Source organism: Cytobacillus sp. FSL H8-0458, from assembly GCF_038002165.1.
GTDB lineage: Bacteria > Bacillota > Bacilli > Bacillales > Cytobacillaceae > Cytobacillus.
The window spans coordinates 1,056,886-1,079,005 of the sequence record NZ_JBBOBR010000001.1; the positions used below are offsets into that span (position 1 = coordinate 1,056,886).

The 22,120-nt window shown below is 41.8% G+C and carries 27 protein-coding genes, 1 pseudogene and 2 riboswitches; of the genes and pseudogenes, 21 read left to right on the forward strand and 7 right to left on the reverse strand.

The window, feature by feature from the left end; translation table 11 throughout:
* The first annotated feature begins 9 nt into the window (after window positions 1-9).
* From NYE23_RS05390 to NYE23_RS05415, 6 genes are all read left to right on the forward strand, one after another.
* Window positions 10-768, forward strand: a complete 759-nt coding sequence (locus NYE23_RS05390) for a GNAT family N-acetyltransferase (RefSeq protein WP_341076035.1) — start codon at window positions 10-12, stop codon at window positions 766-768.
* 197 nt (window positions 769-965) lie between these two features.
* The gene (locus NYE23_RS05395) at window positions 966-1,589 is read left to right on the forward strand and encodes a YhbD family protein (RefSeq protein WP_341076036.1); all 624 of its coding nucleotides are present in this window, start codon (window positions 966-968) and stop codon (window positions 1,587-1,589) included.
* 17 nt (window positions 1,590-1,606) lie between these two features.
* On the forward strand, window positions 1,607-2,320 hold the full coding sequence (locus tag NYE23_RS05400; protein WP_341080608.1) for a polymer-forming cytoskeletal protein: 714 nt from the start codon (window positions 1,607-1,609) through the stop codon (window positions 2,318-2,320).
* Between the two features lie 118 nt (window positions 2,321-2,438).
* Window positions 2,439-3,872 (forward strand): spore germination protein, encoded by a 1,434-nt coding sequence (locus NYE23_RS05405; RefSeq protein WP_341076038.1) that lies wholly within the window; start codon window positions 2,439-2,441, stop codon window positions 3,870-3,872.
* Window positions 3,873-3,916: 44 nt separating this feature from the next.
* A complete protein-coding gene (locus NYE23_RS05410; RefSeq protein ID WP_341076041.1) occupies window positions 3,917-5,089 on the forward strand; it encodes a Ger(x)C family spore germination protein in 1,173 nt (390 codons plus the stop codon).
* A gap of 18 nt (window positions 5,090-5,107) precedes the next feature.
* Window positions 5,108-6,211 (forward strand): GerAB/ArcD/ProY family transporter, encoded by a 1,104-nt coding sequence (locus tag NYE23_RS05415; protein WP_341076042.1) that lies wholly within the window; start codon window positions 5,108-5,110, stop codon window positions 6,209-6,211.
* 8 nt (window positions 6,212-6,219) lie between these two features.
* Here NYE23_RS05415 and NYE23_RS05420 read toward each other — a convergent pair whose 3' ends face one another.
* Window positions 6,220-6,429 (reverse strand): hypothetical protein, encoded by a 210-nt coding sequence (locus NYE23_RS05420; RefSeq protein WP_341076043.1) that lies wholly within the window; start codon window positions 6,427-6,429, stop codon window positions 6,220-6,222.
* 251 nt (window positions 6,430-6,680) lie between these two features.
* Window positions 6,681-6,759, forward strand: a riboswitch (ZMP/ZTP riboswitch).
* Between the two features lie 67 nt (window positions 6,760-6,826).
* On the opposite strand from NYE23_RS05420, the gene NYE23_RS05425 reads away from it, so the two are divergent.
* The 3 genes from NYE23_RS05425 (at window position 6,827) to clpP (ending at window position 9,499) form a co-directional block, all read left to right on the forward strand.
* The gene (locus tag NYE23_RS05425; protein ID WP_341076045.1) at window positions 6,827-8,026 is read left to right on the forward strand and encodes a phosphoglycerate dehydrogenase; all 1,200 of its coding nucleotides are present in this window, start codon (window positions 6,827-6,829) and stop codon (window positions 8,024-8,026) included.
* Window positions 8,027-8,216: 190 nt separating this feature from the next.
* Window positions 8,217-8,891 (forward strand): sigma-70 family RNA polymerase sigma factor, encoded by a 675-nt coding sequence (locus tag NYE23_RS05430; RefSeq protein ID WP_341076047.1) that lies wholly within the window; start codon window positions 8,217-8,219, stop codon window positions 8,889-8,891.
* Between the two features lie 26 nt (window positions 8,892-8,917).
* Window positions 8,918-9,499 (forward strand): ATP-dependent Clp endopeptidase proteolytic subunit ClpP, encoded by a 582-nt coding sequence (clpP, locus tag NYE23_RS05435; RefSeq protein ID WP_035329466.1) that lies wholly within the window; start codon window positions 8,918-8,920, stop codon window positions 9,497-9,499.
* Window positions 9,500-9,543: 44 nt separating this feature from the next.
* On the opposite strand, the gene NYE23_RS05440 is transcribed toward clpP, so the two are convergent.
* Window positions 9,544-10,203, reverse strand: coding sequence for a GntR family transcriptional regulator (locus tag NYE23_RS05440; RefSeq protein ID WP_341076048.1), 660 nt, complete (start codon window positions 10,201-10,203; stop codon window positions 9,544-9,546).
* A 287-nt stretch (window positions 10,204-10,490) separates the two neighbouring features.
* Between NYE23_RS05440 and brnQ the strand changes: the two genes are divergently transcribed.
* Window positions 10,491-11,843, forward strand: coding sequence for a branched-chain amino acid transport system II carrier protein (gene brnQ / locus NYE23_RS05445; protein ID WP_341076049.1), 1,353 nt, complete (start codon window positions 10,491-10,493; stop codon window positions 11,841-11,843).
* Between the two features lie 133 nt (window positions 11,844-11,976).
* A riboswitch (purine riboswitch) is annotated at window positions 11,977-12,080 on the forward strand.
* Window positions 12,081-12,212: 132 nt separating this feature from the next.
* A complete protein-coding gene (locus NYE23_RS05450; RefSeq protein ID WP_341076050.1) occupies window positions 12,213-13,082 on the forward strand; it encodes a 5'-methylthioadenosine/S-adenosylhomocysteine nucleosidase in 870 nt (289 codons plus the stop codon).
* A gap of 542 nt (window positions 13,083-13,624) precedes the next feature.
* Here the strand turns inward: NYE23_RS05450 and NYE23_RS05455 are convergent.
* On the reverse strand, window positions 13,625-13,936 hold the full coding sequence (locus NYE23_RS05455; RefSeq protein WP_048010760.1) for a winged helix-turn-helix transcriptional regulator: 312 nt from the start codon (window positions 13,934-13,936) through the stop codon (window positions 13,625-13,627).
* 162 nt (window positions 13,937-14,098) lie between these two features.
* Here NYE23_RS05455 and NYE23_RS05460 point away from each other — a divergent pair, with 162 nt between their 5' ends.
* The 8 genes and pseudogenes from NYE23_RS05460 (at window position 14,099) to NYE23_RS05495 (ending at window position 18,858) form a co-directional block, all read left to right on the forward strand.
* Window positions 14,099-14,503: a DoxX family protein gene (locus NYE23_RS05460; protein WP_341076052.1), complete on the forward strand. Its 405-nt coding sequence runs from the start codon at window positions 14,099-14,101 to the stop codon at window positions 14,501-14,503.
* 17 nt (window positions 14,504-14,520) lie between these two features.
* Window positions 14,521-15,369: a VOC family protein gene (locus NYE23_RS05465; RefSeq protein WP_341076053.1), complete on the forward strand. Its 849-nt coding sequence runs from the start codon at window positions 14,521-14,523 to the stop codon at window positions 15,367-15,369.
* A gap of 23 nt (window positions 15,370-15,392) precedes the next feature.
* A complete protein-coding gene (locus NYE23_RS05470) occupies window positions 15,393-15,983 on the forward strand; it encodes an NADPH-dependent FMN reductase (RefSeq protein WP_341076054.1) in 591 nt (196 codons plus the stop codon).
* 113 nt (window positions 15,984-16,096) lie between these two features.
* On the forward strand, window positions 16,097-16,825 hold the full coding sequence (locus tag NYE23_RS05475) for a ZIP family metal transporter (protein ID WP_341076055.1): 729 nt from the start codon (window positions 16,097-16,099) through the stop codon (window positions 16,823-16,825).
* 67 nt (window positions 16,826-16,892) lie between these two features.
* Entirely contained in the window at window positions 16,893-17,168 is a 276-nt protein-coding gene (locus NYE23_RS05480) for a YrhK family protein (RefSeq protein ID WP_341076058.1), read from the forward strand.
* A 78-nt stretch (window positions 17,169-17,246) separates the two neighbouring features.
* Entirely contained in the window at window positions 17,247-17,456 is a 210-nt protein-coding gene (locus tag NYE23_RS05485) for a DUF2187 family protein (RefSeq protein ID WP_035329457.1), read from the forward strand.
* Between the two features lie 316 nt (window positions 17,457-17,772).
* Window positions 17,773-18,498, forward strand: a complete 726-nt coding sequence (locus NYE23_RS05490) for an MOSC domain-containing protein (RefSeq protein ID WP_341076059.1) — start codon at window positions 17,773-17,775, stop codon at window positions 18,496-18,498.
* Between the two features lie 30 nt (window positions 18,499-18,528).
* Window positions 18,529-18,858 (forward strand): annotated as a pseudogene (locus tag NYE23_RS05495) (YnfA family protein).
* Between the two features lie 37 nt (window positions 18,859-18,895).
* Here NYE23_RS05495 and NYE23_RS05500 read toward each other — a convergent pair.
* Both NYE23_RS05500 and NYE23_RS05505 read right to left on the reverse strand, forming a co-directional pair.
* Window positions 18,896-19,216 carry a hypothetical protein gene (locus tag NYE23_RS05500; protein ID WP_341076061.1) on the reverse strand — a complete coding sequence of 107 codons (321 nt, stop codon included), beginning with the start codon at window positions 19,214-19,216 and terminating at the stop codon, window positions 18,896-18,898.
* A complete protein-coding gene (locus NYE23_RS05505) occupies window positions 19,198-20,115 on the reverse strand; it encodes an MFS transporter (RefSeq protein ID WP_341076062.1) in 918 nt (305 codons plus the stop codon). Before NYE23_RS05505 ends, NYE23_RS05500 begins: the two co-directional genes overlap by 19 nt.
* A gap of 155 nt (window positions 20,116-20,270) precedes the next feature.
* On the opposite strand from NYE23_RS05505, the gene NYE23_RS05510 reads away from it, so the two are divergent.
* Window positions 20,271-21,011 (forward strand): class I SAM-dependent methyltransferase, encoded by a 741-nt coding sequence (locus tag NYE23_RS05510; RefSeq protein WP_341076063.1) that lies wholly within the window; start codon window positions 20,271-20,273, stop codon window positions 21,009-21,011.
* Window positions 21,011-21,220 carry a GNAT family N-acetyltransferase gene (locus tag NYE23_RS05515; RefSeq protein ID WP_341076064.1) on the forward strand — a complete coding sequence of 70 codons (210 nt, stop codon included), beginning with the start codon at window positions 21,011-21,013 and terminating at the stop codon, window positions 21,218-21,220. Before NYE23_RS05510 ends, NYE23_RS05515 begins: the two co-directional genes overlap by 1 nt.
* Here NYE23_RS05515 and NYE23_RS05520 read toward each other — a convergent pair.
* Both NYE23_RS05520 and NYE23_RS05525 read right to left on the reverse strand, forming a co-directional pair.
* A complete protein-coding gene (locus NYE23_RS05520) occupies window positions 21,217-21,705 on the reverse strand; it encodes a J domain-containing protein (protein WP_341076066.1) in 489 nt (162 codons plus the stop codon). The two genes, NYE23_RS05515 and NYE23_RS05520, sit on opposite strands and share 4 nt — an antisense overlap.
* A 170-nt stretch (window positions 21,706-21,875) precedes the next feature.
* Window positions 21,876-22,118, reverse strand: coding sequence for a DUF2164 domain-containing protein (locus NYE23_RS05525; RefSeq protein WP_341076069.1), 243 nt, complete (start codon window positions 22,116-22,118; stop codon window positions 21,876-21,878).
* Window positions 22,119-22,120 lie beyond the last annotated feature (2 nt).

Here is a 22,120-nt window from a genome sequence, read left to right on the forward strand (position 1 = left end):
GAGAAACCGATGGAAAAGATCACATTTCATGATATCTATAAACCGGGACACACTGTTCTGGAAAATGACCTATTTATTCACAACCATAATCCTGACATGCTCCTTCAGTATGACAGCAATTTTATTAACTTTAAAAAAATGCCTTCCGTTGAGGAATTTGAGGAGGCACATCAATATTTAAGAAATTTTCATCAGAAGTATGGCCAAAATCATGTAAGGTTTTATTTTCCGGATGGCGAGGAGCTCTCTGAAGAGCTTGCGGATTTCTTTCAGAAAGATGAAGATTATACGGTTGGTTTCTTGGAGTTATTTGCGATTCTTCCGGCAGATTTTCCTGAAGTTCAGGAAAGGGAAGAAATCGTAGTGGAAAATGTATCGGATAAAACTTGGAATGATTATCTGGAATTCCAGTATGAGCAGGATTCGGTATATGGGGAAGATTTCGCAGAGAAAAAGAAAGCTCAGCACTTAAGAAATTACAGAGATGAATGCATTCAGCAGCTTATTGCATTTTATAAAGGGCAAGCTGCAGGATCTGTTGATGTCATTATCAAGGAACGAACAGCTGAAATTGATGGATTGATGGTCCATGAGGACTTTCAGAAAAAGGGCATCGGCAGCCGCCTGCAGAAATCGGTGATGGATCAGTTTAAGGATAAAACGATCATTCTTGTGGCGGATGGAGAAGACACTCCAAAAGAGATGTACCGCAGGCAAAATTACCGGTATATTGGAAAGCAGTTTAACTTACTAAAAGTATACGAATGAAGGGAAACCTGGTTCTATGTGAGCCAGGTTTTTTGTGTGAATAGAACATTGTTTCATTGGAAGAAGAGTATACAGCATTGATTTCCTGGTGCAAAACGTAAGATATGTCGAAAAAACTCATAAAAAAAAGAATAAAACAACATACCGAGCGTAACAGTGTTATGTTACAATCGTATCATCAGAAAGGAGTCCTGGAATTGAGCGATGAATTAATTTCAAAAAAAGAGGTATTGGATTTAACTGGTATTTCTTATGGACAGCTTTACCGGTGGAAAAGGAAGAACCTGATACCTGAGGATTGGTTTGTCCGGAAATCAACTTTTACAGGACAGGAGACTTTTTTTCCAAAAGAGAAAATTCTCGAGCGGGTTGAAAAAATACAGAAGATGAAGGATAGCCTTTCGCTGGATGAGCTGGCTGATTTATTTTCGCTGAATGCTTCGAATCTGAAGCTGTCAAAGGATAGTCTGATTGCTAAAGGAATAGTTTCTGAGCCGGTTATGAAAATCTTTCTGGAAACACAGGGGGAGAGTAGCGAGTTCAATTATCATGAGATTTTGAAGCTTTATATTCTTTCCAGCCTCCTGGAATCGGGGGATATTCATATCGAGGAAGGGAAAATGCTCCTTCAGCTATTAAATGATCATCAAAAGATCCTGCAGCAGCCAAAAGCTGTGATCTGCTTCATTCGAAAACTCGGCATATCCAGCTGCCTGGCTTCAATGAACGGGGAACAGGTCCTTCTCGAAAGAGGGACAAAATTGGCTGCCGCTATATCGATAGAGCAATGTGCTGAGGAATTAAAATCCAAATTGGCATAGGAGGAAATGCTGTGGAAATGAAAACAGTGGGGAACTTAATCATTAATGGGGTTGGATCGGTTAATGGAGGAGCTTTTAAAAAAGTTGAAATCAATGGAAAAGGAACGGTGAATAGTGATATAGAATGCGAGAGCTTCTATTGCAATGGTACGGGCACGATCCATGGAAACGTAAAAACCGAAAATGGAAAGATCAGCGGTGCAGCCAGGATACACGGAACCGTTAAAGCTGAATTCTTGAATGTCAATGGTTCTGCCTCCATTTCAGAAGCTGTCCTCAGCCGAAAGCTTGAGGTGGCCGGGAGTTCCTCCATTGGAGGTTCTGTGAAAAGCGATGAAATGGTTGTGAATGGGGAAGCAAAGATTGCAGGAGACTGTGAAGCGGAGGTTTTCCGGGCGGAAGGGGCTTTTAAGATAGATGGTTTACTGAATGCAGAAACGATTGATATTAAACTATTTGGAGAAAGTAAAGCGAAAGAGATTGGCGGAAGAAAGATAAAAGTGGCACAGCATAGAGAAAGCCTATTTAAATTGATCAAATCGCTCTTTCCCCTCAAGCTCGAGACTGAATTAATTGAAGGTGATGACATCGAACTTGAAGGCACCTCAGCTCTTATCGTCAGAGGCAAAAATGTTAAAATCGGCAAAAATTGCGAGATTGGACTAGTGGAATACTCCGAAGAATACGAATGTTCACCAGACTCAGAGGTAAAAGAATCCCGGTTAATATAGAATAATGAATGCCTAACCTGATTGGTTAGGTTTTTTTATTTAAAAAACAAGATATTCATAATCCAAATGGCGCCGGGCACACTAACAAACAAGACTCGTTTTCCAAAGGAGATTTACTGTGTTCCGGAAACATTTCAGTCACCATAAAAAGATAAGCAGGAGTATTCACTCTAATATTCAATACTTAACAGAGCAGTTTGGCAACAGCTCTGATCTATCAGTCCGAAATATAATACTTTCAAACCATGGGAAAGCAGCCATCATACATATCCAGGGGATCGTTGACGAACAAAGCTTACATGACAATGTTCTGCAGCCTATTCTCGCCTGCAGTCATGAACAAAAATCTATTCAAAATTGGTCCGGGGAAATAACTCAGATCATTTCAGTATCTAAAGTAAATACCATTAATGAATGGTCCGAAATAGTGGACGGTCTGCTGAGCGGGGACACGGTTATTTTGATAGAGGGGCATTCAGAGGCGATCCTTGCCGGAACAAGAAAGATTCAATCAAGAACTATTACAGAACCTACCACACAAACGGTGGTGAAGGGGCCAAAAGATGGATTTACAGAGAATTTAGGTACGAATATTTCGCTGATTCGTGCCAGAATACAAAATAACCAGTTAAGAATTGAACAGACAAAAGCAGGGAAAGTAACCAAAACCGATATAGGGATCTTATATATGGAAGGCATAGCAAAAGAAGAAATCGTTAAGGAAGTGAAGGAAAGAATCAGTAAAATCGATATGGACAGTATATTGGACACAAATTATGTGGAAGAAGCTTTAAAGGACAACAGAAAAACGATCTTTCCTCTCTTCCAGAATTCAGAGAGGCCAGACGTGGTCTCCGCTAACCTTTTAGAAGGCAAAATAGCGATCATTATACAGGGGACACCATTTGCATTGATTCTCCCGGCTGTTTTTATTCAATTTTTTCACTCTCCTGAGGACTATTATGCCAATTACCTGGTGAGTTCCTTTTTAAGACTCATTCGGGTTGGCTCGTTCTTCGTTAACATGTATGCCTCGGCCATTTATTTGGCCCTGATTACGCATCACCATGGCTTAATCCCTACTACTTTAATGGTGACGCTCATGGCACAAAGAGAACAGGTTCCGTTTCCGGCCATTGTGGAATTACTGGTAATGGAGCTAGCCTTCGAAGTCCTGCGGGAAGCCGGGATTCGAATGCCAAGGGCCATTGGTCCGGCTGTTTCCATTGTAGGGGCACTTATTCTCGGGCAGGCTGCAGTCGAAGCAGGCTTTGTTTCAGCGGCAATTGTAATCATCGTGGCGACGACAGCTATCTCAAGCTTCACACTGCCTAACCCTAATATTGTGAATACAGCACGCGGAATGCGTTTCATTCTTATTTTTGCCGCTGCTTTTATTGGATTCTATGGAATTATCCTGTTTTCATTATGCATTATTCTTCACCTTTGCAGCCTTAAATCAGTAGGAGTCCCATATCTCACTCCATTCTCACCGGTCAGGGTCAGCGGTTTGAAAGACAGTTTAGCCAGGATAGGGACCTCATCAAAGTGAGGCTCATTGATCCGGAAGTCAATTAAAAGAGCAGGGATGAACTTATGAGAAAAGGCATTTCGGTCATGTTGATAATTGGTTTACTAACGGGCTGTTCTAATTACAGAGATTTAAATGAAGTCGGTTTAATAATCGCCATCGGCATAGACCTCCCACAGGAAAGGGAATCAGGCTATCGGGTCACGTATCAAGTAATCAATCCGGGTTATTTTTCTCAAAATGGGGGTGGAAACAGCCTTCCAGTTATCAATTACACAGTCGAAGCAGAAACGTTTATTGAAGCCTACCGGATGGCGTCTTTAATCATTCCAAGAGAGAACAGTGTTACTCATCTTTCTTTGATTGTAATAGGAGAAGCTCTTGCAAGAGAGGGGCTGGGGCTAATATTTGATGTGTTTGAAAGAGGTGAATCACGCTCTTCGTTTCCTGTTTTTATCGCAAGGGACACGACTGCAGAGGAAGTTCTGGGGGTCATCGAGCCGCTCGAATCCAATCCAACGAAAAGCATCATCAGCACCAGCGAGAATAATGAAAAAATGTACGCCATCTCAGAAATCGTTCCCATTTACCGGGCCATCTCCCTTTTATCAGGTGAAGGACAGAACCTTATGCTTTCAGGCATTCATTTGAACAAACCGCTTAAATCTCAGAACCAGACGGATAACCTGCAGGACATCAAGCCTCCGGTGGTAGAGGTAACTGGCTTGGCACTGTTTAAAAAAGATCAATTAGCCGGCTGGTTTGACGGCAAAATCGCAAGAACAGCCCATTTAATCAACTCAGCCGCTGAATATACATCCTTTCCGCTGCCATGTAACAGTAAAAAAAATATGACCGTCACGACAAAAGGAATAAAGTCGACCATTAAGACAGAGTTAAATCAAAAACCGACCCTGACAGTTGACACAGATATTAAGGGCTATATTGCTGAACTGGAATGCTATATAAAAATTGATAATGATGAAGAAATTAGAAAGATTGAGAAAAAATTAGAGAAAGAGGCAGAAAGCCAAATAAGGGAAACAATAAAAATGGCGCAGGAAATGGAAACTGATGTATTCGGTTTCGGCAGAAAACTATCAGTAAATAATCCGAATTACTGGAAAAAACATAAAAAAGAATGGAATAAGCTATTTAGAAATGCGGATATTGAAGTAAATGTGAATGCGAAAATCTCGAACGCAGGGCTGCTGACAGATCCATATAAACTACAATAATTTTGGATGTGAAGTAAAATGCCAAAAGATAAGATTGATGGGATACAATTATTCTGTTTGATGGTCCTTTTTATGTTTGGGACAGCTGTGTTTCTGGATCTTGGAAGCGGAGCCCGCCAGGACGCATGGATCGTTACGATTCTTTCACCCATTGCAGGGCTGGCAATCTTTGCTGTTTACTATCGTCTTTACAGACAGCATCCGGATTTGCCGCTGACAGAGTACGTGAAAAAAATTTTAGGAAAATACCTGGGAAGCCTTATAAGCTATATGTACATCATCTATTTCATTTATATCGCGTCCAGGGTTTTGCGTGATGTAGAAGAATTGCTGATCAGTTCACCTTATGCCAAAACCTCCATTATTACGCTGGGCATCTGTATGGTTTTTGCATTGGTATATGCGGTCCATTTAGGTTTTGAGGTATTTGCAAGAGCAGGGATTATCTGCTTTGCCGTCATGACAGTCACTTTATTGCTAATCCTGATATTCTATGTGATCAGTGACTTGATTCACCTGGAAAATTTACGGCCTGTTTTGGCTAATGGGTGGAAGCCGGTCATCAGGGAGATTTTTCCGGTTAATATGACGGTTCCTTATGGAGAGTTGATTTTATTTACGATGATCCTTCCTTTAATGAAACGAAAGACAAAGATTTTGAAGACAGGAAGTATGGCAATTGCTTATGTTGGCATTTATTTAACCCTTAATACTATGCTCTTAATTTGTATTCTTGGTGCAGACCTCCTTGAGCGTTCGGCCTTCCCGGCACTGGCTGCTGTTGGCTATATTCAGATTGGGGGATTTATTCAGCGTCTGGATCCTCTTATCATCCTATTGATTGTATTTCTGGGGTTTATTAAAGTGGGCCTGTTCTTCTATTGTGCGGTAATCGGAATGAATAACCTTTTTAAAATGAAACCAAATGTATTTACATCCTATTTTATGGGCGGGATTATTTGTCTTTCTTCCATTATGATTGCACCAAGCTATCAAACACATCTGGATGAAGGATTAAAAGTAGTCCCTTATTTGCTGCATATTGCTTTCCAATTTGCCATTCCTTCCGCATTGCTCGTATTGGCAGCAATCCGGCGTAAATGGAAACAGGGAAAAGTGTAAAATAGCAGTTATTTGTTCTTTTTACTTAAAGAGAACATAACAAATAAACCAAGGATAAAAATTACGATAAGAAAGTAATCTTCACCATGTGCGGAAGACAGGACAATTTTTATGCTTTCCCAGGATTCAAATAATGAATGATCCTGGATATAATCAAGAGAAACAATGAGGCCGATGGTGCCGGCTAAGAGTGATAAGAGAATGAATATAGCACGCAAATGATTCACCCACAGGTATTAGGATATGTATTAGGTTTAACATGTTTTTTCTTTTATAAACTTAATAGGAACCGAGTGCGGCGGGATATTACGAAATGAATAAGGGATAAAAGCCTGTTCTGCAGCATGATGGACAAATTTAGAAAAATATACTTTATTATTCATTGGAAAATAAATAATTTTTTTATTTTTGTAAGCGCTTTAAAGGGTTGAAGTTTTCAGAAGACTTTGATAAGATTTAAAAAACCGAAAAGGCTATGTGTAACTGGCGAGACGCGGATCACCGCGGGGGAGCACATAGTGTCGAAGCCGTTCGCCTGGGCAGAGGTAAGGGATTCTACCCTTGCCTCTTTCTGTTTTAAAATCTGACAAAGTTAGTTGAAAAGGGGAGAATCCAGTGAGTACAATGACTTTAGACAAAGTGAAGACGATTAAAACACTGAATGCCATTGCGCCAAGCGGTCTTGAAGTATTTAACAAGGATCATTTTACAATTGATAATGAAAGCGGCAATCCGGATGCGATTGTTCTTCGCAGCTTTAATATGCATTCTATGGAATTTGGAGATCAATTAAAAGCAATCGCCCGTGCAGGTGCAGGTGTGAATAATATCCCGGTGGAGAAATGCACTGAGCAGGGAATTGTCGTGTTTAATACACCTGGCGCCAATGCGAATGCAGTAAAAGAAATGGTGCTTACCTCCTTAATGGCTTCATCCAGGAATCTTTTTGCCGGCATCGCCTGGACCAAAACGCTGAAAGATGAAGGAGACCAGATCCCTAAGCTTGTAGAAGCAGGGAAGAAGCAATTTGTCGGAAAAGAAATTAAGGGGAAAACGCTGGGGGTCATCGGTTTGGGAGCAATCGGGGCACTTGTGGCCAATGATGCACTTGAACTTGATATGGATGTCGTTGGCTTTGATCCATTTATTTCTGTCGACACGGCCTGGAACCTGTCCCGCAATGTTCAGCGTGCCATGAGCATCGAGCAGGTGTTTGCAGAATCTGACTATATCACTGTGCATGTTCCATTAACCGATGATACAAGGGAAATGTTCAATGAAGATGCGTTTGGCATGATGAAAAAGGGTGTTCACATCCTGAATTTCTCACGCGGAGAGCTTGTGAATGAAGCAAATATGGCAGCTGCCCTTGAAAGCGGAAAAGTGGGCAAGTATATTACAGACTTCCCAAATGAACATATCCTGAAAATGAAAAACACAGTGGCCATTCCGCACCTTGGCGCATCAACGAAGGAATCAGAGGAAAACTGCGCAGTCATGGCAGCACGCCAGGTGAAGCACTTCCTAGAAACAGGCAATGTCAAAAACTCAGTGAACTTCCCAAATGCAGCACTTCCTTACACAGGCAAGCGGCGTGTTACTGCTTTTCATAAAAACATCCCAAATATGGTCGGCCAGATTACACTTGCCATTTCAAGCTACCAGCTGAATATCGCAGACATGGTGAACCGAAGCCGCGGTGAATATGCGTACACCATGATCGATATCGATAACAAGGTGAATGGCGATGTGATTCCTGGACTGCTTGAGCAGATTAACCAGATTGAAGGTATTATTACGTCCCGGATTATATAAGAAGGCAGCCTCAATTCCGATGGATTGGGGCTTTTTTTGAATGCACACAGAACTAAACTTAAAATAGTATAGGAGCAGTATAAAATTAGCCATCCTCAGAATAAACTGATAAAAATTTAAATCCCCCGTATCTTTTTGTTCTCTTATTCCGTTATAGAAGCAGAGATGTATTAAAGGAGTGAACAGATTTATGAAGCATGGGAAAGTTCAGGCTGAATCAAGGAGTTCCTTAAAGCAGAAGGAAAGCTGTATTGCAGATATCTATCCTTCACTGCAGAGATATAGCCGGTTTCTTGCACAGAACCGCTGGGATGGGGACGATCTTGCCCATGAAGCAATCGTCCGCGCTTATAAAAACTATTCGCCTGAGAAAATTAATCAGGCTCTTTTAAAGAAGATTGTTTATAATTGCTGGATTGACACTCTTCGAAACAGGAAGCGGGAGCAACTGGAAGAGTCGCCTGAAGGTGAAAAGAAGAATTCCAGCCCCAGTGGAGGAGAAGCAATCAGCCATCTCATTAATCGTCTAACATTAAAGCAGGCAGTTATTTTTACGCTGAAGGAAGGGTTTCGATACAAAACTAAAGAAATTGCTGATATCCTGCAGACTACTGAATTTGCAGTGAAGTCCGCGCTGAACCGTGCACGGAGGCAGCTTCAACACGCAGTTGAAAATAAGACTGAGGATATTTTTACAAATGAGGACGAAGAAAAGCTTTTTCATCTGATGCAGCAATCAGTAGCCGCTGAAGACCCATCCATCCTAATACAATCCATCCCTTTCCTGGAATCCCTGGAAAGCTATTCGAAGAAGCCTGTTCTGCCCGTTTCATCTCCTTCTAATACTCTCTGTATGGCGGCATAGATCCGCAAAGAACAGGAGGGATAAAGATGACAGCAATACCATATGTCATTGAGCAGTCAAGCAAGGGAGAACGTTCCTACGATATTTACTCACGGCTTTTAAAAGACCGGATTATCATGATTGGTGAAGAAATTAATGATGTGGTTGCCAATAGTGTGATTGCCCAGCTGCTATTTCTTGCAGCGGAATCTCCTGAAAAGGATATCTCTCTTTATATTAATAGTCCGGGCGGTTCGACAACCGCAGGGTTTGCCATCTTTGACACGATTCAATATATAAAGCCTGATGTGAGAACGATTTGCACTGGAATGGCTGCGTCATTTGGGGCGATGCTTCTGCTGGCAGGGAAAAAAGGAAAACGCTACAGTTTGCCGAATAGTGAAATCATGATTCATCAGCCGCTTGGCGGAGCGAGGGGGCAGGCGACCGAAATCGAAATTTCGGCGAAGCGGATTTTAAAACTGAGGGAGCACATCAATGGAATTATTGCAGAACGAACTGGCCAGCCTGCAGAAAAAGTGGCTCGGGATACGGACCGTGATTATTTCATGACTGCCGAAGAAGCAAAGGAATACGGGATTATTGATGAAATTATCTATAAAAGCTAGGTAAAAAGAAAAAGCAGCCGATGGTGGCTGCTTTTTCCGTTTGATTATTTTTCCCCGGAGTAGTACTCGTCAATTGCCCGAAGCCAATTGACACGTGCGATATTTCCGGCCTTTTCTCTGTCTTTTTGTTCAAAAGCTTTTAATATATCTTCATGTTCTTCAATAGAACGTTCTTTTAGAATAATGGTTTTATTATAGTATAGCCGCATGACATGGGCCTGCAGCATGGAAGCTGTATTAGAAATATAAGGATTCTGGGCAAGCTCGATAATGATATTATGAAACTTCTCATCCTGCTTCAAAGCTGAGAAGGTATCTCCCGCCATAAGAGCTTTGGCGAATTTATGATTGATGTCCCTGAGAATATTGATTGTCTCCTGGCTGATAACAGGAGCTGCCAATTCTGCAGCTAGAGCCTGAAGTACGCCTAAAGGGGGCAGGATCTTGCTGATATCTTCCGGGTTAACTGACGTGACTTGAGTTCCCACACCGGGGAACATTTCGACAAATCCCTGAACATTCAGCAGCTGAAGCGCTTCTCTGATAGGGGTGCGGCTGACTCCTAACGCTTTGGCAAGATCAGCATCGTTTAATTTTTCCTTAGGCTGAAGTGTCCCGTCAATAATCCACTCCTGGATCTGTGAGAAGGCGCGATCTTTAGCGGATACACGAGTAGGTGATGAATAATTAGAGGGTATTGGCATAGCTGTGACCACCTTTTCATTTCTAGCAATTTTCCTGCGGATTTATAGTTATTTCCAAATAAAATATAAATTTAGTATATAGAAGTATCTTAAAAAATTCAATATATCGCATGATTCGACAAAAAGTTTTATGCGATATATTGCATAAGTATTTTGAATATGTTATCTTGAGTTATGCAATATATTACTAGAGTGCAAAAACAATAATATTACCGCACTATAATTTCAGAAAATTTAAATTTGATAGATTGTTAGGGTTAAAGCCTTGTTAATAGGAGGAAATAAATATGACGAACAAAATACCATTCTCATTTACTGTGACAGTTGGATTTATGCTCTTTGCCTTATTTTTCGGGGCAGGAAACTTAATTTTCCCTGCAATGCTGGGCCAATCGGCAGGAACCAATGTATGGTCAGCGAACGCAGGATTCATTATAACGGGTGTGGGATTGCCTCTGCTTGGCATCCTGGCTTTGGGATTCTCGGGAAAAAGTGATTTGCAATCGCTGGCAAGCCGTGTCAATCCATTGTTCGGGCTGGGTTTTACAGTTGCCCTGTACTTATCAATTGGACCACTTTTTGCTATTCCGAGAACAGCTACCGTTTCATACGAAATCGGCATTAAGCCTTATCTGTCAGAAGGAAGCGGTTCAGTCGGCTTAATTATTTTTTCAATTATTTTCTTTGGGATTACAGCATTTTTCTCTTTGAATTCTTCAAAAATTGTTGATATCGTAGGAAAGTATTTAACACCTATTCTCCTAATTGTTATAGCAGTTTTGATCGGTGCGGCTTTCTTTAATCCAATGGGTGCATTCCAGGCTCCGGCAGAAGCCTATGTGAACGGTGCATTCTTTAAAGGATTCCAGGAAGGCTATCTTACGATGGACGCATTAGCAGCATTTGTATTCGGGATTATTGTCGTAAATGCTGTAAAGGAAAAAGGAGCTAAAACAAAGAAGGAAATTATGGTATCTATTGCCAAAGCAGGTGTAATTGCTTCCGGTTTATTAGCAGTCATTTATACATCGCTTTCCTTTATTGGAGCCTCAAGTGTCAGCGGTCTGGGAGCATTGGATAACGGCGGTGCTGTTCTATCAGGTACGTCTGCGCATTACTTTGGCTCATTTGGTGCACTGCTTCTAAGTCTAATTGTGTTTGGCGCTTGTCTGACTACCAGCATCGGTCTGATCACAGCGTGCTCTTCATACTTCAATAAATTGATGCCAAAAGTTTCTTACAAAATGTTCGTAGTGGTTTTATCTATATTCAGCGCCGTTTTTGCCAACTTCGGATTAAGCCAGCTTATCGCTATTTCTGTACCTGTATTGGTGGGAATCTATCCATTGGCGATTGCACTGATGGCTCTTACTTTCCTTCACCCGGTATTTAAAGGCAGGAAAGAAGTATATCAGGGAAGCATGCTATTCACATTTGTGGTAAGTTTGTTTGATGGCTTGAACGCAGCAGGCATTACATTCGCACCAATTAATGACCTATTTAGTGCAATTCTTCCTTTATATGATGTTGGGTTAGGCTGGATTCTCCCTGCTATTGCAGGCGGTCTGATCGGTCTTGCTGCTGCAGCCATAAAGGGCGGCAGCCAGTCAAATTCTTCTGAAGCGAAGAAAGCTGCATAATGAATGCGACCTCCAGTTTTCAGCTGGAGGTTTTATTGTGTATTTTTTAATTACGAACATTAAATAGGATTAATGGACTAAATGTTCGTTTTTAGATTGATTTTGTAAGGGTTATTTGTTATATTAGCAAAGTAATCTTATAAAAAACATCACTCGTATATGCTCGGTAATATGGTCTGAGCGTTTCTACCTGGTTCCCAATGAAAGAACCGGACTACGGGTTAAAGTATAGGAAAAAGCTGTATTCTTTTTTGGCAGCTGCTTTAACTCTATGGTCTGGAAGGTAGAAATCATTCTGCTTTTTTCAGGCCTATTTCTATTACTAGCACTACGGGTGCATCAGACATCAGGAGAAGGGGAGAACGTAATATGAAAAAGAAATTAGCATCAATAGCTGCAATCGCAGTCCTGTCCGTATCCATGCTTGCAGGGTGCACATCAGCACCGAAATTTGAAACAGAAGCAGAAGGGGCACAAAAGCCAATTCTTATTCAAGGACCAATGCCGATCGAGGCTGAAAAATTTGCCCAGCGATTAGACAAGGTTAAGGTTGAAAAATCAGGGAATTTTGTTTTCTACAAAGGAAAATTGGACAAGTATCCAGTGATCGTTGCCAAGACAGGAAAGGGCATGGAAAATACAGCTGCCGCTACCGCGATCGCCATTGAAAAATATGATCCCGCTGCAATCATCAATCAGGGAACATCCGGCGGCCATGATCCTAGCCTGAATGTGTATGATATTGTATTAGGTGAAAGAACAGTCAATATTGGATCATTAAAGACGGGACATCTGGAAGAAGGGGAAGGGATCGAGCCAACCAATTGGATTCCTATGGATCTGATGGCTTCTGAAGGAAGTGCAGGTGAAGACCCTGATGCGGAAAAGATCCGTTATTTTGAAGGTGATGAAAATCTGCTGGCTGCAGCTAATGCCGTTAAAGATAAGTACACAAAGGGCAAGGTAGTCGAAGGAACCATTGGTTCAGCAGACTTATGGAATAATGAAGTGGACCGCATCAACTGGTTCCACGAAAACTACGGAACATCGGTAGAAGAAATGGAAGGTGCCGCAGCAGCGCAGATTGCAGGAGCATACGATGTTCCATTCCTGGGAATTCGCGTCCTTTCCAATAACAAGACAAACGGGGGCAAATACGATCCCAACACCGCGGCAGCTAATCAGGATTATGTGTATGAAGTTGTAAAGCAGTATATTAGAGAGATAAATGGAAAATAGTTTGAAGTGTGAGGCTGTTTGGATAAGTACATCAGAGTTGGAGTTCGAACCAGGTGTCGGCTTCGAAGAGGCAGAGTGAGGTTTGAGGGCATCTTCAATCACAGAAGGCGAGAATCCAAGGTTTTGATCCGAACCTGGTGCACCTTCGGACACAGAAAGAGGAAGAAATCCGGGGACAAGAGTCTGAACTCTGTGCACCTTCGGACACAGAAAGAGGAAATCCGGGGACAAGAGTCCGAACCCAGTGCACCTTCGGACACAGGAAGACGAAATCTAGGATTCTGAGTCCGAACTTGGGACAACTTCAGACACAGAAAGAGGAAATCTGAGGATTAGAGTCCGAACTCTATGCACCTTCAGACTCAAAAAGCAAAAATCAATCCGAACCCGGCCCAGCTTCGGACACAAAAAACAAATTCTGAGTCCCAACCCAGCGCCAATCCAGATAAGTCTAAGTCGGAACCCGGCTGCCATCCATTCAAAACCCGTCACCAAAATGATAACGCAAAAAAAGAGTCTTCCCCGAGCGGGAAGACTCTTTTTTAAGCTTCTAACCAGGTCTGTGACCATTTTTCTATTTCTTTCATTAACGGCTCCATGGCAAGGCCTTTTTCTGTTAAGGAATATTCAATTCTTACAGGAGTTTCAGGGAAGACATTGCGTTTTACGACTCCCTCATTTTCCAGGTCCTTTAGCCGGTCTGAAAGAACTTTGCCGCTAATCCCTATTGAGGATTCGATGCTGCAGAAACGCTGTGGCCCGTTAAGTAATTGATAGATGATTAATCCGGTCCAACGCTGGCTCAGTATGCCAATGGCTTTTTCAAATCTTGGACAAATTAGTGATTTCTCCATCCGTATCACTCCTTGTTTATTATTATAATCATAAACCAAAAATAATTAAATAACTATTAATAAAATAATTACTTGACGATACTTAATTTAAATTATATACTAACTTACATAAAGTAAGTAACTAACAAAAAAGTAAACTTAACTAACCAAGGAGGAACAAACATGAACAAAAACGAATTAGGCAATTTCATTCTGCGTGCAATTTTAGGTTTTATTTTCTTTATTCATGGTTTATCAAAATTTCAGGGAGGCATCAGCAATACAGCTGGTTTCTTCGATAGTATAGGTATTCCAGGTTTTATGGCTTATATCGTTGCCGTTATCGAGCTGGCAGGAGGAATAGCGCTTATTCTGGGAATTGGGACAAAAATTGTTTCTGTATTATTTGCTGTCATCATGCTCGGAGCTATCTTTACTGCTAAGCTGCCTCTAGGTCTGTTGGGAAATGGTCAAATGGCCGGTTATGAATTAGATTTAGTACTGCTTGCCGCATCAATTTATTTTGTTTTAGCAAAGGAATCACCATTGTCTCTTGGTAGCAAGTTAATACAATCTAAAGCAAATTAATGGGAGGAGAAATTAGCATGAACTTTCATCAAAAACCGATAACCTTTGTTGCGCAGGTCAATATTAAAGTTCAAGATCTGGAACGGTCACTGGCTTTCTATAAAGAGGTAATTGGATTTAAAGTGTTATCAAAAACAGATAGAACTGCCGAGCTGACTGCTGATGGCAAAACCGCATTACTGAGGATTGAAGAGCCGGAAAACGCTGAACCCAAAATGGGAAGAACAACTGGTTTGTATCATTTCGCTCTGCTGCTTCCAAAGCGCTCCGATTTGGCTAAAATAGTGCGTCATTTCGTCGAAATCGGGCTGCAATTTGGATCATCCGACCATCTTGTCAGTGAAGCACTCTATTTATCTGATCCAGATGGAAATGGAATAGAAATTTACATTGACCGCAGTCCTTCCGATTGGACATGGAAAAACGGGGAAGTTATGATGACCGTCGATCCGCTGGACTTTCCTGACTTGCTGTCAATTGGGCAGCAGCAGTCCTGGAAGGGCTTGCCCGCCGGTACGGTCATGGGACATATTCATTTACATGTGGCTGAACTGGCGAATACCGAAAAATTTTACACAGAGGGACTGGGGTTTGAAGCGGTCTGCAGATATGGAACACAGGCATTATTCATTTCAAGCGGAAAATACCACCATCATATTGGTTTGAATACCTGGAATGGAGTAGGAGCTCCGCAGCCTTCACAGAATAGTGCCGGACTTCAATCCTTCAAGCTCATTTTGGAAAATGAAGCAGCTATAGATCAGGCAGTGGAAAATTTGAAAAAGCTGGGCGCGGCTGCAGCAGTTGAAAATAATCAGGTAATTACGGAAGACCCTTCAGGAAATCGAATTATTCTAGGAGTATAAATTATCATCAGGTGGTGTGAGTCATGGGTTTTTTTAATCAATTATTTGGGAGAAGATCTAAGGAGGAACAAACAATGAGCGAAAAATTAAACATTGGAATTATCTTAGGAAGCACACGTCAGGGGAGAGTTAGCCCTCAGGTTGGTTCATGGGTAAAAGAGATTGCCGATAAACGCGGTGATGCCGTTTATGAGATTATAGATATCGCTGATTTCAAGCTGCCATTCTTAGGTGAAGCGGATTCGCCAGGAATTGCTGCATGGAATGAGAAGCTTAGTAGCCTGGATGGATTCATTTTCATCGTTCAGGAATATAACCACAGTATTACAGGGGCATTAAAAAATGCACTTGATCTGGCCCGTGAACCCTGGAACAATAAAGCTGCAGGAATTGTAAGCTATGGATCAACCGGCGGTGCGAGAGCTGCTGAACATTTGCGAGGAATCATGGGTGAATTAATGATCGCTGATGTGCGCGTGCATCCAACATTGTCTTTATTTACTGATTTTGAAAATGGTACAGTATTTAAACCTCAAGATCTTCATCTCGATAATGTGATAGCAATGATTGACCAGGTAGTATCCTGGAGCGGTGCATTAAAAACCATTAGATAGAGAAAAAGCAGAACCCTCAAGGTTCTGCTTTTTTAATCTTATTCTGAATAGTGGTTTTTAGGGTGGGCTAAAAGGAAATAATTAAACAATACAACGAGAAGGGGGTGGTCCTGGTGTGGAATGCTGCATTTTGGGGCGCAGTTTCAGGGTCAGCGGTACTGCTTGGCGCGCTGGCAGCCATGTTTCTGCCCATCCGGAAAAAATTGATCGGTTACATTATGGCATTCGGTACAGGTGTTCTGATTGGTGCAGCCTCATTTGAGCTTCTTGGGGAGTCGGTCCATAACGGCGGTTTATTGCCGACCGGCATTGGGTTTATGGCGGGTGCTGTCACCTTTACCCTCTTTGATATAATAATTTCCAAAAAAGGGGCACAGCACAGGAAAAGGTCTGGCCCTAAAGCAGCAGCCAGCAGCGGAATTGTGCTTTTCGCGGGAACCATTATGGATGCTATACCAGAATCGATTATGATCGGAACAAGTCTGCTTGAAGCAGATTCGGTCAGCTTTCTTTTAGTCACCGCCATTTTTATCAGTAACTTTCCTGAGGGGCTTTCTAGTACTTCAGGAATGAAAAAAAGCGGTTATTCAAAAAAGAAAATCATTTTCCTTTGGAGTTCGGTATTTGTCATTTCGGGAATGGCTTCAATGGCAGGATACATATTTTTGGATGGAGCATCAGAAGAGGTGCTGTCAGGGATTGCAGGTTTTGCAGGGGGCGCGATTATTGCCATGGTTGCATCCACGATGATGCCTGAAGCCTTTGAGGACAGCGGTCCGGTGACCGGATTTATCGCAGCGATCGGCTTGCTGGCTTCATTGGTCCTGGATTATTTTTCTTAACATTTTTCCGGAAAATCATGAATGTTTGGCACCTCATGTGGAAAAGGCAATGCAGGGGGTGTTATTTATGAAGATACGAAATATTGTTAGGGAACAGCAGGAGGATGTGCATATTGAGATCGGCAGCTACAAAATGGTCATCGAAAAGCGATATCAGGCTGTTTCATTTGTAAATGACATGCTCCTGGGTGTTCTTTATTTAATCGGAAGTATACTATTCTTGACAGATGTCAGCCAGACGGTTTCCATCTCGTTTTTCCTTGCGGGAAGCATCATGATGATCATCCGGGCAGGCTTAAATTTATTGAAGGATCTTCATATTAACAAGATAACAAAAAAATAAATCGGGTTTTGCAGAAGGCCAATACGGCAATACTAGCGACATAGTTAAAAATATATTTATTTTTAAAGGAGAATCGAGATGGCTGAAGAAACAGATAAGGTAAGCAGTGGAAAGAAAGCGGATGTTGGCGATACGATTAGCATCATTAGCGGTTCGGAAAAAGGGAAAAAAGGCAGAGTAGTTGTGGTACGGGATAACTCAGTCATTGTAGAGCTTGGGGTCAATCCGAAAAAGGATGAGCCCATCAAAACGGTGATCAGCCATAAGCGCTACAAAGTCGTTAAATAATGGGGAGGTGGATGAATGAAACCTGAGTCAAAACGGACCTCTGCCTCCATACCTCCAGATGTCCGGGAAAAAATTATTAGGTTAGACAGGGATGAAAAAGCCAAGCGGCAAACAAAACGGCCGCAGTAATAGGATTTCCATGATAGACGAAAATGCTGTCATGGATTTTTTTGCTTTTTAGCAATTATAAAATTGCGATAGGTTTATAACTTTGTGGATGAATTTATCTACGTCTAGATTTAGCGCCTACCCCTTCGAGGTGTCGGGGGAGAGCAAGGCGCTTGCGCTTTTGTTCTTGAATGGGGAGTTGATGAAAATGCTGATTGGACATATTAGGGAGATTGTCCGCTATCCGGTGAAAAGCTTTTATGGGGAAAGCGTGAATAAAACGAATGTAATGAAATATGGACTGTATGGGGATCGCAGTCATGCCTATCTGGATAAGTCCAGGCCAGGTAAATACTTGACCATTACTCAGTTTCCGGAAATGGTGCGGTATAAAGCAGAGTTTATGGGTGAGGAAAATAGGAACAAATATCCGCCTGTTAGAATTACAGCTCCGGATGGAATACAGGTCTCCTGGGATGATGAACAATTGATTAAAGACATAGAAAATCATTCATCAGCAGAAATTACTCCGGTGCAATATAGTCCTATGCATGTTCCAGAAGGTGCAATTGAAGAAGAAAATATTTTAGTAGTGACAGACGCTTCCCTGAAAAAAATGAAAGAACTATGGGGAAAAGAGAAGCTGGACTTCCAGCGGTTCCGGCCAAATCTGGTGCTTTCCCTGGTAAAGGAGGAACCTTTTTTGGAGGATCAGTGGTTTGGGAAGACGATGAAGATTGGCAATGTGGAGTTAAAAGTGAAGCGGCATTGCGAGCGGTGCATGATTATTACAGTAGATCCTGAAAGCGGGGAAAGAGATCCAAGCCTCCATAAAAAGGTGATCAGTAAAAGGAATAATTACTTCGGTGTGTATGCCACCGTCCTGAAAACAGGTAAGATTGCTGCAGGGGATGAGGTTTACCTTTTTGAGTAAGTATATGTAAACTAGAGTCACGGGAGTGAAATAAGGTTTCAGGCTACTATTTTATTTATACTGGCTGGTGCCGCCGAAATTGGCGGAGGCTATTTAATTTAGCAATGGATCTGCGATGGAAAGCCTTTTTTCTGGGGAATCGCCGGCGGGGTCATCCTTGCCTTATACGGTGTTATTGCTGCATTCCAGAACTTCCCGTCTTTTGGAAGAGTGTATGCTGCATATGGAGGTGTTTTTATCATTCTGTCCATTTTATGGGGATGCTGCATAGATAAAAAAACACCTGACTTTTATGATTGGCTTGGCGCAGGGATTTGCCTTATAGGTGCATCTGTAATCCTGTTTGCTCCTCGTCATTAAAAGTGAAATTGGCCCAGCGAATGAACTGGGCTATTTCTTATACACTTTGACTCATTCTCTTCCCTTTTTTCTGCATCCCTGCAGCAAAAATGAGGACGAAAATGCTTGCGGATATTAAAGTCCCATGGAAGACCCAAACCATTTCAGCTAATGATAATACTTCCAGTACAAGAGGCGCGGCAACAAATCCGAGGGCAAAACCTAATGATTTTAACAGCATGCCGACTCCAAAAATTCTGCCTCTGATGTGGTTGTTTGTCTTTTGCAGGATGGTGGCATGCAGAGTAGTGAAGCACGCATCAAAAATACCGGTTAAAAAGGCAAACGGCAGAATGACCGCTAATCCAGTATTTGACAACAAGGTATAAATCCTGCGGACATCAGCATGGCTGCTGTAAAGCAGGCAAAATAAAGGCGGTTCCCCTGGAGGCTTTTTAATCTTGGCAGAATGATGGTTGCGAGGACCGACCCGATTCCCCATACACCCCAGATTAGCCCATAATAAAAGCTTTGTTTGCTGATGTCGATCTCTTCTGCCAGCAGCGGAATCCCTAAATTATGCGAAGCCCCTGCAAATGCCCCGATAAGGAAGATAATATTGACAAGCAGCAGCATCGGTTTAAGCAATATAAATGAATAAACTTCCTTCAAATCCCGGCCAATGCCGGCCAGCTTTACTTTAAAGCCGCTGCTGATTCCTTCATTCAAGGCTGGTTCAGAAGTTTGCCACTTCATTTTTGCCAAAACGAGTGCCGAAATTACGTAGGTTGCGGCATCAAGTATTAAAGTGACCTCATACCCGAGGAAATCAGTGATGACTCCAGCCCCGATAAAGCCAAACACCAGGCTGACAGATGTTAGTCTGGATATCAAAGCATTTGTCTCCAGCACTTTATCCTGGCCAAAAATCTGCGGAATTTCGGCACTGTAGCTTACCGCAAAAAAGCTTGAGGTCAAACCAATAAAGAAGCAGACAATGAGAATCATGATGGGATTCGGAAACGGAATTAAGCATAGAATGATAACGGCCCGGAAAACATCCGTCCAAATCATAATTTTCCGCCGGTCATATCGGTCGGCGAGAATCCCTGAGAAAAGGCTGGATAAAACGCCGCCAAGAGTCCTGAAGGCCATTGTGGCAGCAAGCCAGGCAGAGCTTCCGGTTTCCACATACATAAGCACATTAATGGCAATCAAGTCCATGAACGTACCAAGATCAGAAAAAGCTTTTACATACAGAAAAATTTTGCGGTTCATGTGTGTCTCCCCGATTTTCATAGATGGTTTCTGTTTTATTTTAAAGATTTTGAATTTAATTCGCAATACGAAATTTCAGATTATTGCTAAAAAGGATATTCTCACAGTGACGTTGAATAAGTGATGACATAGAAAGCGAAAGCAGGGGGATATGAATGATTGCCTATTACGGTGAACTTTGCACAAAAATGTATGAAAGTGATAAATCAATGGCAGAGGGTGCAGAATTGAGCTTTTACCTGTCATATGTAAAAGACAGTGAAATGAAAGTATTGGAGCCGATGTGCGGCAATGGCAGAATGCTTATTCCTTTCATGCAGAATGGGATTGAGGTTGATGGCTTTGATATCTCAGAAGATATGCTGAAGGTATGCAGGGAAAAAGCTGATGCATTGAACTTAAAGCCAACTATATTTCAGGAGAGAATAGAAGAGTTTAAAAGTGAAGAACAATATGATTTAGTTATGATTCCTTATGGTTCTTTTTCGCTTTTGCCTGATTCCCTGTTACATAAAAGTCTTAAAAATCTTAAGAATGCCCTCAATGAAAACGGAAAAATGCTCCTAACTATTGTGGAAAAAGATCATGAGATAGAAGAAGTTTCCGAATGGGCGGAAACGAACAGGAAAGAGTTTGACGGGCAGACCATTATAGAATATAGAAAAATAGCTTATGAGGAAGAAACGAAAATCCTGCAGATCAAGCTAAAGTATGAGGCCATTCGAAAGGGGATCACGGAAAAAACAGAGATGATGGACTTTCCTATACGGCTTTATGAACCGGGTGAATTCGAGAAAGTGCTCAAAGATAGCGGATTTAGTCAGATCGCTGTTCATGAAGTTAGAGATGGATATGGGGATGGACAATCTTTTCCGGTTTATGAATGTGCGGAATAATGGAAGGGGGAAGAGGCTACGCCACGGAAGCGGCACTAGCCTGTAAAGATTATGGATTTACCTGCTTAAACTACAGGAAGGTGGTTTCCATTATTAACGTTCATAATCTTGCATCGATCCGTGTTGCAGAGAAAGCAGGCATGAAAAAGGATAAATCCTTCCACAGAGCGGGGAATATGTTGCATGTATACTCCATTTCCAGCGGTTAAAAGATGTTTTTATAATGTTCATTAAACACCTTAAAAAGCCTTTCATCTCCACCGCGGTCGGGATGGAGGGCTTTTAATAGTTTTTTGAATTCTTTTCGGATGATTTGCAGATCCTCATCAGGCTTCAGGTCCAGAAGCTTTGCGGGCTTTATTTCTTCATCGGCAATCAGTTTTTGTGCCTGAATCATTTTCTTCAATGATTTCACTTTTGATTCCTCTATTTGGACACGGGTATTCAGGATTTCGATTTGCCCTTTCAGGTCTTTAACCTGAAGCAGGACTCCTTCTAGCTTTTGGCGATACAGCACTTCTTTTTCCCGGATGATGAAATCAGCGAGATCCTTCATCTTTATGGAGTAGCTGATTTGCCTCCGTGCGCTGCGTTCCGCTTTTAATTTACCCTCTTCTATCCAGCGCTCAACGTCTTCACTATTCGCCTTTATTCCAGATTTATGCATTTGTGCTACAGCATCAGTAATGTTCATTTTTCTTGCTCGCTCTCTATAAAATCTATACAGCAGTCAAAATAATCATATCACTGATCACTTTCAGAAAAATAACAGGAGAATGACATAGTATTAAAGTTTATTTACATGATTGTTTCGGCAAATTGGAAAAGGAATCACCCACGTATAGGTGATTCCCTTGCTGAACTCTACTTAATAGGACGCTCGAGCGTCAGGATTTCATCCTCCATTGAAGCATATTGCTGTTCCACCACATGCTTTACATCAGCGATGGCTGCATTGTAGAAATGCGGGGCCAAAGACTCCTTAACAAAATCCAATACTCTTTCTGCAGAAAACTCGGATAGATCCTCATCTCTTTCCTCTGAAAAGAAAATCTGGATATCCTCTATCATCTTTTGCTGCTGCTCTTTTGTCATTTTAATGAACACTG

Excerpts from the sequence above, each read along its gene's own strand:
- NYE23_RS05390 (WP_341076035.1), top strand. The coding sequence starts at position 10 with ATGGAAAAGATCACATTTCATGATATCTATAAACCGGGACACACTGTT.
- NYE23_RS05400 (WP_341080608.1), top strand. The coding sequence starts at position 1,607 with ATGAAAACAGTGGGGAACTTAATCATTAATGGGGTTGGATCGGTTAAT.
- NYE23_RS05410 (WP_341076041.1), top strand. The coding sequence starts at position 3,917 with ATGAGAAAAGGCATTTCGGTCATGTTGATAATTGGTTTACTAACGGGC.
- NYE23_RS05415 (WP_341076042.1), top strand. The coding sequence starts at position 5,108 with ATGCCAAAAGATAAGATTGATGGGATACAATTATTCTGTTTGATGGTC.
- NYE23_RS05430 (WP_341076047.1), top strand. The coding sequence starts at position 8,217 with ATGAAGCATGGGAAAGTTCAGGCTGAATCAAGGAGTTCCTTAAAGCAG.
- clpP (WP_035329466.1), top strand. The coding sequence starts at position 8,918 with ATGACAGCAATACCATATGTCATTGAGCAGTCAAGCAAGGGAGAACGT.
- NYE23_RS05440 (WP_341076048.1), bottom strand. The coding sequence starts at position 10,203 with ATGCCAATACCCTCTAATTATTCATCACCTACTCGTGTATCCGCTAAA.
- brnQ (WP_341076049.1), top strand. The coding sequence starts at position 10,491 with ATGACGAACAAAATACCATTCTCATTTACTGTGACAGTTGGATTTATG.
- NYE23_RS05450 (WP_341076050.1), top strand. The coding sequence starts at position 12,213 with ATGAAAAAGAAATTAGCATCAATAGCTGCAATCGCAGTCCTGTCCGTA.
- NYE23_RS05455 (WP_048010760.1), bottom strand. The coding sequence starts at position 13,936 with ATGGAGAAATCACTAATTTGTCCAAGATTTGAAAAAGCCATTGGCATA.
- NYE23_RS05460 (WP_341076052.1), top strand. The coding sequence starts at position 14,099 with ATGAACAAAAACGAATTAGGCAATTTCATTCTGCGTGCAATTTTAGGT.
- NYE23_RS05465 (WP_341076053.1), top strand. The coding sequence starts at position 14,521 with ATGAACTTTCATCAAAAACCGATAACCTTTGTTGCGCAGGTCAATATT.
- NYE23_RS05470 (WP_341076054.1), top strand. The coding sequence starts at position 15,393 with ATGGGTTTTTTTAATCAATTATTTGGGAGAAGATCTAAGGAGGAACAA.
- NYE23_RS05480 (WP_341076058.1), top strand. The coding sequence starts at position 16,893 with ATGAAGATACGAAATATTGTTAGGGAACAGCAGGAGGATGTGCATATT.
- NYE23_RS05485 (WP_035329457.1), top strand. The coding sequence starts at position 17,247 with ATGGCTGAAGAAACAGATAAGGTAAGCAGTGGAAAGAAAGCGGATGTT.
- NYE23_RS05490 (WP_341076059.1), top strand. The coding sequence starts at position 17,773 with ATGCTGATTGGACATATTAGGGAGATTGTCCGCTATCCGGTGAAAAGC.
- NYE23_RS05505 (WP_341076062.1), bottom strand. The coding sequence starts at position 20,115 with ATGAACCGCAAAATTTTTCTGTATGTAAAAGCTTTTTCTGATCTTGGT.
- NYE23_RS05510 (WP_341076063.1), top strand. The coding sequence starts at position 20,271 with ATGATTGCCTATTACGGTGAACTTTGCACAAAAATGTATGAAAGTGAT.
- NYE23_RS05515 (WP_341076064.1), top strand. The coding sequence starts at position 21,011 with ATGGAAGGGGGAAGAGGCTACGCCACGGAAGCGGCACTAGCCTGTAAA.
- NYE23_RS05520 (WP_341076066.1), bottom strand. The coding sequence starts at position 21,705 with ATGAACATTACTGATGCTGTAGCACAAATGCATAAATCTGGAATAAAG.